We start from the raw sequence: 11,392 nt of genomic DNA, 5'->3' as shown, positions 1-11,392 counted from the left end.
CGACATCTCGAAGCATGGGGAACGGCCGCGTCGCATGCTCCCCGATCCCGGAGATCTCAGCAGGTCGAGTGACCCTCGAGGTTAAACAACAAGCTTAGAAGTCGTCGTCGAAGGCGACGGAGCCCTCGACGGCGACCTGGTACGCCGAGACGCGGCGCTCGAAGAAGTTGGTCAGCTCCTGGACGTTCTGGAGCTCCATGAAGCCGAACGGGTTCGTCGACCCGTAGCGGATCGGCAGGCCCAGGCGGGCCAGGCGCTGGTCCGCCACGGCCTGCAGGTACTCGCGCATCGAGGCGGTGTTCATGCCGGGCAGGCCGTCACCGCACAGGTCCTGGGCGAACTGGAGCTCGGCCTCGACGGCCTCCTCCAGCATCTCCGTGACCTGCTTGGCCATCTCGTCGTCGAAGAGGTCGGGCTCCTCCTCGCGGACGGTGTCGACCACCGACATCGCGAAGTCCATGTGCATGGACTCGTCGCGGAACACCCAGTTGGTGCCCGTGGCCAGGCCGTGCAGCAGGCCGCGCGAACGGAACCAGTACACGTAGGCGAAGGCGCCGTAGAAGAACAGGCCCTCCACGCAAGCCGCGAAGCAGATCAGGTTCAGGAGGAACGCGCGGCGGTCCTCCTTGGTCTGCAGCGAGTCGATGTGGTCGACCGCGTTCATGTACTTGAAGCAGAACTGCGCCTTCTGGCGGATGGAGGGGATGTTCTCCACCGCGGCGAAGGCCGCGTTGCGGTCCTCCGGGTCGGGCAGGTAGGTGTCCAGCAGCGTCAGGTAGAACTGGACGTGCACGGCCTCTTCGAACAGCTGCCGCGAGAGGTACAGGCGCGCCTCGGGCGAGTTGATGTGCTTGTAGAGGCTCAGCACCACGTTGTTGGAGACGATCGAGTCGCCCGTCGCGAAGAACGCGACCAGCCGGCCGATGAGGTGGCGCTCGCCCTCGCTGAGCTTCGCCAGGTCGGCGACGTCGGAGTGCAGGTCCACCTCCTCGACGGTCCAGGTGTTCTTGATCGCGTCCCGGTACCGGTCGTAGAACGACGGGTAGCGCATCGGGCGCAGGGTCAGCTCGAAGCCGGGGTCGAGCAGCATCTTGCGGTCTTCGGGGGTGGTCACTGGCAGGCCTCGCAGGACTCGGGGTTCTCCAGGGAGCAGGCGATGGCGGCTTCCTGCTCCGGGGTGAGGGAGGGGGTGTTCACGGGCACCGGCGCCGGCGCGGCGGCACGGGCGGTGCCGGACGCGGCCTGGGCGATGCGGGTGGCCGGGCGCGAACGCAGGTAGTAGGTGGTCTTCAGACCCACCTTCCACGCGTAGGCGTACATCGAGCTGAGCTTGCCGATGGTCGGCGCCGCCATGAACAGGTTCAGGGACTGGCTCTGGTCCAGGTACGGCATGCGGGCCGCGGCCAGGTCGATCAGCGCGCGCTGCGGCAGCTCCCAGGCCGTCCGGTACAGCGAACGGACCCCGGCGGGCAGCCAGTTCAGGTCCTGGACGGAGCCGTTGGCGTCGCGCAGGGCGTCGCGGGTCTGCTGGTCCCAGACGCCGAGCTCCTTGAGCTCGCGCACCAGGTACGGGTTGACCTGGAGGAACTCGCCGGACAGCGTCTCGCGCTTGAACAGGTTGGAGACCTGCGGCTCGATGCACTCGTACACGCCGGCGATGGACGCGATGGTCGCGGTCGGCGCGATGGCCAGCAGCAGCGAGTTGCGCAGGCCGGTCTCGGCGATCCGGGCGCGCAGCGCCGTCCAGCGGTCGGCCCACTGCGGGGCGGCCGTCGGGAAGTGGTCGATGTGCAGCTCGCCGCGGGCGGCGCGGGTCTCGCCGTACGCCTCGTGGCGGCCGAGCTGCTCGGCCAGGTCGGCGGAGCGCTCGTACGCGGTGAGCATGATGCGCTCGGCGATCAGCGTGGACAGCCGGGCGGCCTCGGCGGAGTCGAAGTCGATCCGCAGCTTGAAGAAGACGTCCTGGAGGCCCATCACGCCGAGGCCGACCGGCCGCCAGCGGGAGTTGGAGGTGCCGGCCTCGGTGGTCGGGTAGAAGTTGATGTCCACCACGCGGTCGAGGAACGTCACGGCCGTGCGGACGGTGGCGTCGAGGCGCTCCCAGTCCATGGCGCCGAGCAGGTCGTCGACCGTGGCACCGGGGGCCACGTGGGCGCCGAGGTTGACCGAGCCGAGGTTGCAGACGGCGGTCTCGGAGTCGTCCGTGACCTCCAGGATCTCCGTGCACAGGTTGGAGGAGTGCACGGTGCGGCCCGGCAGGGCGGTCTGGTTGGCGGCGCGGTTGGAGGCGTCCTTGAAGGTCATCCAGCCGTTGCCGGTCTGCGCCAGGGTGCGCATCATGCGGGCGTACAGGGTCTGCGCCGGGATGGTGCGGACGGCCTTGCCGGCCAGCTCGGCCTTGCGGTAGGCCTCGTCGAAGTCGGCGCCCCACAGGTCGACCAGCTCCGGCACGTCGGCCGGGGAGAACAGCGACCAGTCCTGGTTGGCGTTGACCCGGCGCATGAACTCGTCCGGGATCCAGTGCGCCAGGTTGAGGTTGTGGGTGCGGCGGGCCTCTTCGCCGGTGTTGTCGCGGAGCTCCAGGAACTCCTCGATGTCGGCGTGCCAGGTCTCCAGGTAGACGCAGGCCGCGCCCTTGCGGCGGCCGCCCTGGTTGACGGCGGCGACCGAGGAGTCGAGGGTGCGCAGGAACGGCACGATGCCGTTGGACTTGCCGTTGGTGCCGCGGATCAGGCTGCCGCGCGAGCGGATGCGCGAGTAGGACAGGCCGATGCCGCCGGCGTGCTTGGACAGGCGGGCGATCTGCGCGTAGCGGTTGTAGATCGAGTCCAGGTTGTCCAGCGGCGAGTCGAGCAGGTAGCAGCTCGACATCTGCGGGTGCCGGGTGCCGGAGTTGAACAGCGTCGGCGAGGAGGTCAGGTACTCCAGGCGGCTCATCAGGCCGTACAGCTCGGCCACCTCGCGCACCGACTGCTCGCTGTCGCCGACCGCCAGGCCGCAGGCGACGCGGAGCAGGAAGTGCTGCGGGGTCTCGATCACCTTGCGGGTGATCGGGTGGCGCAGCAGGTAGCGGGACTGCACGGTGCGCAGGCCGAAGTACTCGAAGCGGTCGTCGCCGGCGGTGTCGATCAGCGCGTCCAGGGCGGCGGCGTGCTTGGCGACGAAGTCCGCGGTGGTGTCGCCGATCAGGCCCTCGGTGTGGCCGACGGTGATCGAGGCGGAGAAGGACACCGAGCCCTGGCTGTTCGCCTCGTCGACGATCTCCAGCGCGAGCAGGCGGGCGGCCAGCTTCGAGTACTGGGGGTCCTCGGCGATCATCGACGCGGCGGCGTCCACGGCCAGCCCGCGCAGCTCGGCGAAGTCCGAGCCGGCGTGGCGGCCGCGCAGCGCGGCGGCGGCGACATGGCCGGGGTCGACCTCGGTGAGGTCGGTGCTGCGGTCGGTGAGCAGCCGCAGCAGCGCGCCCCCGGGGTCGGAGACCGTCGGGTCGGTGAAGGCGGTACCGGAGCCCTGGGCGGGCAGGGTGGCTGAGGCAGCGGTGGTCAAGGCGCTCTCTCCTGGCGGCGATCGGCGGCGGTGCTCGGGGGGCCACCGGGCCGATCTGGGCAGGGGAGCACGGCGCGAACGCAAAAAGCGTCGCGCGAGGTGACTCCCCGGCCCGCCCGCGAGGCCCGGAGGGGTACTGCTGGTGCCGGCGCGGCCTCTGCGGGAGGGCCGTGGCGCACGCCGTCGGCAGGTACTCGGACTCGCGGGGTGCGGCTGCTGGAGCCGCCCGCTCACCGCTGCGGGGCAGTCCCGGATTCGCACCGGGTTCCCCTGCATCGACAGCAGAAGCGAGCATACATGTTGTGCCGCCGGACTGCGGCGGCACCATATGTTGTGCCTGTCGTGTCGCGGATGTGCGTGGGCCGGGCGGCCGGTCAGTGCTTCAGATAGACCTTGTACGTGCTCGAATCGCCGGTCGGCGAGGTGAATTGGGCGACCAGCCGGTAGTGTCCGGCGGCGCCCAGGGCCTCGCTCAGGGCCCGGTCGGTGGCCCTCGGCGCGGTGCTGTCGAGGACGACCATGGTGAACCAGCCGTCCCGGATCGCGGCGACGCTGCCGTCGTCGCCGTGGTGCTCGACGCCGGCCCCGTCGCGGTAGTCGGTGCCGGCGCGCGCGGAGACCCACTGCTCGGGCTTGGAGACGCCGCCGAGGTAGTACTCGGCGAGTCCGTCGACCTCGGTGAGGTAGCGGCCCTGGGGCTCCGTGTGGACCCGCAGGACGGCCAGCAGGCGGCCGGAGTCGGGCCCGTTCTGGTAGCGCAGCGCGGACTGCTCCAGGCCGAGGGCGAGCAGGGCGACCCAGACCAGGATGCCGAGCTGGGGGTGGCGGAAGTGGGCGCCGACCAGCCGGGTCAGGCCGACCCCGGCGAGCGGGGCGGCCAGCAGCATGCCGTAGCCGAGGTGGCGGAACAGCGCGCCGGAGGTGCCGGTCCACAGGTGGGCGGCGGGGACCAGCAGGGCGGTGGCGGTCAGGACGGCCCCGAGCAGGGCGCGCCGGCCCCGGGTGGTGGGGAGGGGCTCCTTCTCCGGCGCGTCGTGCTCGGGCATCTGTTCGCGGCGCGTGTAGGCGATGGTGCCGGCCACCGCGAGGACGGTGAACAGGCCGGCCCACTGGAGCGTGCCGAGCAGGACCGAGCCGGCCGAGCCGGGGGCGTTGCCGCGCGAGGGCGACCACCCGGCGACCTTGCCGAGGGTGCCGTACGGGAGCAGCAGGACGAGGGTGCCGAGGGCCGTCAGCAGTGAGCGCAGGGCGGCCGGGCCCACCCGGTGGTACGGCCGGGCGCAGGCGAAGGCGAGGGCCACCAGGGCGGGGACGGCGAAGGCCGCGGAGTAGGCCGTGGCGCAGGCCAGCGCCGTGGGCGGGGCGGCGAGCAGGGCCAGGGCCGGATGGCGGCCTGCGGTGAACACCGTGGTCCAGGCCGCGAGGGCGACCAGCAGGACGGCGAGGGACTCGGGCGCGGCGTAGAAGCCGACCACCACGGTGGACTGGAGGACGGCGTACCCGGCGATGGCGCAGATGGCGACCCGCTCGTTGAACAGCCGCCGGGTCAGCGAGTACAGCAGGACCGTGGTGAGCAGTGCGAAGCCGAGGCTGAGCAGCCGGGTGCCCCAGATGCCGTTGGCGTCGGCGGCGGCGCCGGCCAGCGGCGGGTAGAGCCAGGGCGAGCCGTGCACCCGGTCGACCAGGTCGGTGGTGACCGGGGTGCCGTGCAGCAGGTGGGCCAGCTGCTGGCGGCCGGCGACCATGGCGGCGGCCTCGTCGGGGTGCGCGGCGGCCAGCAGGCGCAGCGAGAGGGCGGCCTGGACGGTGAGGACGGCGCCCAGCAGGCCGCGGGCGATCCACCGGCGCCGGGGGCTGGTGCCCGGGTCCCAGCCGATCGCGGGGACCCGCGGGATGGTGTACGGGGCCAGCTCGACGCCGTCGGGGTTGTCGACCGCCACGGCGGGGCGGGGCCCGTCGGGGCTGTCCACCGCCACGGCGCCGGGCCCGTCCGGGTCCGGCTCGGCGGCCGGGTCGTGGGCGGAGCGGCCGTGCGGGACGGGGGAGAACTCGGACTCAGTGCTCATCAGGGGTTCCGGATGTCGAAGCCGTAACGGGGGTCGGACACGCGCTGCTTGAACGCGGCGAGGGTGTCCGGCACGGCCTCGACCCGCCAGTCCGCCCGCTTGACGATGTTGAACCAGACGAAGCCGACGATGTCGTCGTGCGCCTCCAGCCCGGAGAACAGCTGGTCGATGTCCGCGTGCTGGCGCTTGCCCTGCTCGGAGGCGGTCTCGCTGATGAAGAAGGGCTTCTGGGAGAAGCCGCGGATCTCGGCCATGGTCGGGCCGTAGAGCGCGTCGAAGGTCTTGGGCCCGGTCTTGGTGAAGTAGCCGGTCATGCCGGCCCAGTCGACGTAGGTGTCGCCGGGGTAGTACGGCTCCAGGCGGGTGTTGGGCGCGGGGTCGGTGATGTTGGGGCTCCAGACCCAGATCACGTTGGTGGCGCCGGCCTGGTCGAAGAGGTCGTGGACGTGGCGCCAGGCGGCCACGAAGTCCTCGGGGGTGGCGGCCTGACGGCCCCACGGGTACCAGTCGCCGTTCATCTCGTGGGCGATGCTGACGGCGATCGGCAGGTTGAACTTGGCCACGGCCTTGGCGACGCCGCGCACGTAGTCGTCGGTGTCGCCGGCCGCGATCGAGGCGAGCGAGCGGTCGTGCGGCTCCCAGGCCATGAAGGGCAGCGCCCCGGCGTCGTGGATCCGGCGGGCGCCCGCGGTGTCGAAGCCGCCCTTCCAGTGGGCGTAGAACTCCAGGACGTTGGGCTGCTTGCCGATCGCGTCGCGGTAGCCGGGCAGCGCGTCCATCGTGGCGGGGACGTCGGGCAGGGCGGCGCCGAGGTACTTGTGGCTCGGCCTGAGCAGCGGCGTGACGTCGTACGGGACGCCGGCCGGCAGGGCCTTGGGCGTGGCGGGTGCGGCCGGTGCGGTGCCCCCCGCGGCGGGGGTCGCGCCCGGAGCGCCCGGAGCGCCGGGAGTCCCGGGGGCGCCGGGAGCCGGGGCGGCGGCCGGGGCGGCCTGGGCGAGGTCCTTCTGCATCGCGAAGCCGGGGTCCTCGGGGCCGCACGCGGTGGTGAGCAGCAGGCCGGCGGCGGCCAGCAGCGGGAGCGCCAGCCGGTGACGGAGCTGGCCGGCCCGTCTCGGGTGGGCGGTCATGGCGATCACACTGCTTCCGTCGGGCGGGGCTGGACGAGGACCCGGCCCACGATGGTGGCGTAGAAGAGGCCGGAGGCGAGGACGAGGGCGAAGTTCAGCGGGCCCATGGTGAGCATCCGCCAGATGCTCAGCAGCACCCAGAGCAGGGCGGTTCCGCCGCCCCAGGCGATGACGCCGATCCAGAACCGCCGGGTCCTGTTCCGCTTGGCGCCGCTGGAGCCGGTCGGCTGCCAGGCCATCCGGTTGCGGCGCACGATGTCCCAGATGGCGAAGACGTGCGCCCAGCCGTACATCATGCGGGCGGCCCAGGCCTCCAGCCGGTAGGGGTTGCGGTGCCAGAGCGGGAAGATGACCGTCGCGTAGAGCAGGCCGGGCAGCACCAGCGCGGTGTTCTCCCAGCGGATCAGGTCGGGGCGGGCGAGCAGCAGGACGATCGGGATGAGCGGTGAGACTACGGTGAACAGCGCCGTGTGGATGTAGTAGAAGAAGCCGGACAGGTAGCAGGCCCGGGTGATCGGCCGCAGCTTGGTCTGCCAGAACTTCTTGCTGCCGAGCAGGCTCATCGAGCCGGTGCACCAGCGGTACTGCTGGTTGAAGAAGCCGCCGACGTTGTCCGGGCAGACGCCGGTGGCCAGCGCGACGGGTATGTACTGGAGGTCCCAGCCGAGCCGGCGCAGGTCGAACCCGGTGTGCACGTCCTCGGAGTGGCCGATCAGCGTGGTGCCGCCGTTCTCCTCCAGCGCCGCGCGCCGGTACACCGCGCAGCTGCCCACGCAGATGGCGCCGTCGCTGCGCTGCCGGGAGACCTGGACGGTCCGGTAGAACAGCTCCTGGACGGCGCCGGCGCCGCGCTCGATCCAGTTCTGCGAGTCCAGGATGCGGAAGAACTGCGGGGACTGGACGATGCCGAGGCGGGGGTCGGCCTCCATGTAGGGGAGCATCTCGTTCAGCAGGTCCGGCCGGGGCGCGAAGTCGGCGTCCAGGATGAGGATGTAGTCGCTGTCGGAGTTGCGGAAGCCGAACTGGAGGTTGCCGGCCTTCTTGAACCAGCCGAGCTTGTCGCGGGTTCCGTACACGAACCCGAAGTCGACGGCCATCTGCGCGAGTTGCGGGCTGTTGCTGTCGTCGAGGACGTACGGGGTGACGTCGCCCGGGTACTGGTCGCGGAGCCGGGCGACGTGCGTCCAGGTGTTGTGCAGGACCTCGATCGGCTCGCCGGCGACCGGGAGGAAGATGTCGACGGTCGGATGGTGCTCGGGCTGCCAGGACTTGACCAGGGCCCGGTGGGCGGAGAGGTCGAAGGTCTCGTTGAAGCCGTGCACCCAGCGGGATATCAGGTAGTAGACGATGGTGAAGGCGAGCGGCGGTATGAAGAAGAGGAACCACGGCGTCGCGCTCAGCAGCCCGATCTCGCTGGCCACCATGCAGGCGAAGCTGATGAGGGAGAAGCAGGTCAGCACCCACAGGTTGGTGCGGGCGTAGAGGTACTTCTCGGTGTTGTCCGGGGGTTGGGGGAGCAGCCCCCACCGGTTGCGGGCGGCCGGGCCGCGCCGGCTGCGGCGTCGTGAGACCGGCGGCTGACCGCTTCCCGCGAGTCGCGCGCTCTCGGTGACAGTCACGTGCTCTACTCCCCCGAAGCCGTACTGAGTCTGAACCGTCCCCGGGTGGTGGCCGTTGTCGCTCGGGCACCAGGGGACGCCAGGATCGTACGGGACCGATCGCTCTGCGTCCGCTTCCCCCTGTTCGACCGGCCGCCCGGAACCGATATCGAGCTCCGATCGTGATGTGAACGGGGGTGCGGCCGGAGCGCCTGTGTACGGTTGTCCGTTCGACGGGCGAGGACGGTTCGGGGGAGAGCGATGGGCATCGAGGACGGCGCGGCCGGGCGCGTGGCGCGGGGCCTGCGGGCGGTCGCCGCCTTCGGTGCGGTCGCCGCGCTGCTGGCCGGGTGCAGCGGCGACGTCGGGGCGGTGGAGCCGCCGGCCGGCCCGGCGACGGCGCTGTCCGGGCCGGGCATCTGCTCGACCGCTCAGGAGCCGTTCCCCAAGCTGGCGATGGACGGCGGCGCCAAGATCCTCGAACCGAACCCGTGGAACACCGCGGGCACGGTCTGCGTGGACCCGGTCGGGGACAGCGGGTTCACGGTGTCCCGGATCAACGACTTCGTCCCGAAGAACCCGCTCGCCCCGGGCGCCTACCCCAACGTCTCGACCGCCCCGGGCGCGAGCGGACTGCCGGTGCCGGTCAGCGCGCTCGGCGACGCCACCGCCGACTGGGACGCCAACGGCCGGGTGAGCGGCTCCTTCAACCTCTCCTTCGACCTCTGGTACGGCTCCAGCCCGGACAACTGCCTGCCGGGGGAGAGCGCCGAGGTGATGATCTGGCTGGACGCCACCGACAACGTGCGGCCCGCCGGCGACAAGGTGGCGGACGCCCTGCCGTTCGGGGACGCGAGCTACCACGTCTACCAGGCGCCGATCACCGGCCCGCACAGCGTGATCAGCTACGTCCGCACGGCACCCACCCACACCACCCGCGGCCTCGACCTGCGGCTGTTCACCGCCGACGCGATGGCGCGCGGCTACGTCCCGAAGAGCTCCTACCTCTGCCGGGTGCAGGCGGGGTTCGAGGTCTGGAGCGGCGGGACCGGCCTGCGCAGCAACTCCTTCGCCTTCCACAACCGGGTCGGCCTGCCGGCCGGCGAGGTCCCGGCGGGCGCCCCGGGGATCTGCCTGCGGCACGGCGGCGGCGGGACCGCCGGCAGCCCGGTGACCGTCGGATCCTGCGGCGACCAGGCCGTCTCGACCGGGTGGACGGTGGGCAACGACGGCTCGCTGCGCGGCGGGGCGGCCTGCCTGGCGCCGGGCGCCGACCGCTCCTCGGTGACCCTGGCCGAGTGCACCGGCGGCTCGGCCCAGCGCTGGGTCACCGCCCCCGGGCAGCGGCTGAAGCACCCGGACACCGGGCTGTGCCTGGGCACCGCGGGCGGGGCGCTCGCGGACGGCACGGCGGTGCTCCTGCGCCCGTGCGCGGACACCGTCTCGCAGCGCTGGAAGCTGCCCTACAACGGGCTCGCGTGAGCCGGCGTCGCACCCGGGAAACCCCGGCCGTGCTGACGTTTCGTCCGCGCACCCCCCATGGGCGTGTCGGGGTGGATGCCCTAGCATTCGGGCCATGAGCGATCGACCGGTACCGAGTGGCGAGCCGGGCCAGCCCGCCACGCCACCGCAGCAGGCACCGGCCGGGGGGCCCGCTCCGGCCACCGGTGTGCCACCGCAGTTCCCGAGCGGAGCCTTCGGCCCCGCGTCCGGCTACGGGCCGCCGCCCGCACCCGCGCAGCCCCAGCAGATGACGCCGCATCCGGTCGCGCAGCCGGTGCCGCCGGTGCCGCACCAGGGCGGCGGACCCGCCCCGGTGGCGCCGGGGCCGGTGCAGCCCGGTCCGGTGGCGCCGCAGCCCGGCCCGGTGGCACCACAACCCGTCCAGCCGCAGGCGGTTCAGCCGCAGCCGCAGGCACCGATGCCGCAGCCCGGGCCGGCCGTCGGGCAGCCCTTCCCGCCGGGCCCGCAGCCGGGCCAGCCCGTGGCGCACTGGCAGCAGCAGGGCGGCTTCCAGCCGCCCGTCCCCCCGCCCGGCCCGGCGGTCTCCCCGGCCGGCACGCCGAACTGGGAGGCGCTGGCCGAGCAGAACGAGCAGTCCGCCAAGCGCGGCCGCAGGCTCAAGCTGATCGGCGTGGTGACCGCGGTGGTCGTGGTGGCCGCCGCCGGTGGCGGCGGGTACTGGTACTACCAGCACGGCAAGGAGAAGACGCCGGTGCCCCACGGCGCCGGCTCGCCGACCCCGACGGTCACCGGCCCCTCGAACACGACGAGCGCGCCGCCGCTCAAGGGCATCGACAGCCCGCCGACCGTCGGCTCGCTGCCCGCCAAGAAGGGCGCGGCCGCGCTCAACCTGGGGGCGGACGCCAAGCAGGGGACGATGGCCGGATTCTCCGGACAGGTCCTCAAACTGCCCAGTGGCCAGGACTCGTTCGCCTCGACCTCCACGTCGGTCGTCGAGGTCAACAAGAGCTTCACCGTCTCCGCGCGGGTGCTGGTCGACGTGCCCAACGGCAACCGCAGCGCGGTCAGCCAGGGCGACGGCCAGTACTACTCGTTCGCGCTGGGCCGGGCCGGCAACAACGGGCACGACCAGTGGTACTTCAAGGTCCAGGTGCCGGGCGGCGGTTCGGCGATCGCCTGGTCCAAGGGCGACGCGACGGTCAACCAGTGGGTGCTGCTGACCGGCGTGTACGACGACCCGTCGGGCCAGCTCACCCTGTACGTCAACGGCGCTCCGCAGTCCTCGGCCAAGTCGGCCGGGGTGCAGCCGAGCGGCAGCAACTCCCTCCAGGTCGGCCGGCTGAGCTCCAACTCGCAGTGGGCCGACCCCTGGCACGGCGCCGTTGCCGACATCCAGGTGTGGGACCAGGTGCTGCCCGAGGCCGACATCGTCAAGATCGTGGCCGGCCCGAGCTCGCCGCCGTCCATCGCGCCGACCGGCGCCTGGCTCGGCGGCTAGGGCCTGTCTTCGAACTCCCGTCGTCCGCCCGGAGGGCGGGCGGGGCGGCGTTGGGGTGCGTGCATCGCAAGGCGGAGGAGGGAGCCACTGCGG

7 protein-coding genes and 1 riboswitch are annotated in these 11,392 nt (G+C 72.3%); of the genes, 2 read left to right on the top strand and 5 right to left on the bottom strand.

Annotated features, from left to right (window positions below):
• Positions 1-94 precede the first annotated feature (94 nt).
• From ACFY4B_RS42280 to ACFY4B_RS42260, 5 genes are all read right to left on the bottom strand, one after another.
• Positions 95-1,090: a ribonucleotide-diphosphate reductase subunit beta gene (locus ACFY4B_RS42280; protein ID WP_074001568.1), complete on the bottom strand. Its 996-nt coding sequence runs from the start codon at positions 1,088-1,090 to the stop codon at positions 95-97.
• Between the two features lie 20 nt (positions 1,091-1,110).
• The gene (locus ACFY4B_RS42275; protein WP_387977089.1) at positions 1,111-3,522 is read right to left on the bottom strand and encodes a ribonucleoside-diphosphate reductase subunit alpha; all 2,412 of its coding nucleotides are present in this window, start codon (positions 3,520-3,522) and stop codon (positions 1,111-1,113) included.
• 191 nt (positions 3,523-3,713) lie between these two features.
• Positions 3,714-3,848, bottom strand: a riboswitch (cobalamin riboswitch).
• Positions 3,849-3,920: 72 nt separating this feature from the next.
• Complete coding sequence (locus ACFY4B_RS42270; protein WP_387977087.1) at positions 3,921-5,612, bottom strand: glycosyltransferase family 39 protein; 1,692 nt, start codon at positions 5,610-5,612, stop codon at positions 3,921-3,923.
• The gene (locus ACFY4B_RS42265) at positions 5,612-6,739 is read right to left on the bottom strand and encodes a glycoside hydrolase family 26 protein (RefSeq protein WP_387977085.1); all 1,128 of its coding nucleotides are present in this window, start codon (positions 6,737-6,739) and stop codon (positions 5,612-5,614) included. The genes ACFY4B_RS42270 and ACFY4B_RS42265 overlap by 1 nt, the downstream gene beginning before the upstream one ends.
• A 5-nt stretch (positions 6,740-6,744) precedes the next feature.
• Positions 6,745-8,163, bottom strand: a complete 1,419-nt coding sequence (locus ACFY4B_RS42260; protein WP_107086463.1) for a glycosyltransferase family 2 protein — start codon at positions 8,161-8,163, stop codon at positions 6,745-6,747.
• 435 nt (positions 8,164-8,598) lie between these two features.
• On the opposite strand from ACFY4B_RS42260, the gene ACFY4B_RS42255 reads away from it, so the two are divergent.
• On the top strand, positions 8,599-9,819 hold the full coding sequence (locus ACFY4B_RS42255) for a ricin-type beta-trefoil lectin domain protein (protein WP_074001409.1): 1,221 nt from the start codon (positions 8,599-8,601) through the stop codon (positions 9,817-9,819).
• A 94-nt stretch (positions 9,820-9,913) separates the two neighbouring features.
• Positions 9,914-11,299, top strand: a complete 1,386-nt coding sequence (locus tag ACFY4B_RS42250) for a LamG-like jellyroll fold domain-containing protein (RefSeq protein ID WP_387977082.1) — start codon at positions 9,914-9,916, stop codon at positions 11,297-11,299.
• Positions 11,300-11,392 lie beyond the last annotated feature (93 nt).

The organism is Kitasatospora sp. NPDC001261, assembly GCF_042896795.1.
Lineage (GTDB): Bacteria > Actinomycetota > Actinomycetes > Streptomycetales > Streptomycetaceae > Kitasatospora.
The sequence above is the reverse complement of the archived record's forward strand: the minus strand, read 5'-3'. Positions and strand labels throughout refer to the sequence as shown.

Bases quoted from the DNA above. Each gene is read 5' to 3' on its own strand.
- ACFY4B_RS42280 (WP_074001568.1), bottom strand. From the start codon at position 1,090: ATGCTGCTCGACCCCGGCTTCGAGCTGACCCTGCGCCCGATGCGCTAC.
- ACFY4B_RS42270 (WP_387977087.1), bottom strand. From the start codon at position 5,612: ATGAGCACTGAGTCCGAGTTCTCCCCCGTCCCGCACGGCCGCTCCGCC.
- ACFY4B_RS42265 (WP_387977085.1), bottom strand. From the start codon at position 6,739: ATGACCGCCCACCCGAGACGGGCCGGCCAGCTCCGTCACCGGCTGGCG.
- ACFY4B_RS42260 (WP_107086463.1), bottom strand. From the start codon at position 8,163: ATGGTGGCCAGCGAGATCGGGCTGCTGAGCGCGACGCCGTGGTTCCTC.
- ACFY4B_RS42255 (WP_074001409.1), top strand. From the start codon at position 8,599: ATGGGCATCGAGGACGGCGCGGCCGGGCGCGTGGCGCGGGGCCTGCGG.
- ACFY4B_RS42250 (WP_387977082.1), top strand. From the start codon at position 9,914: ATGAGCGATCGACCGGTACCGAGTGGCGAGCCGGGCCAGCCCGCCACG.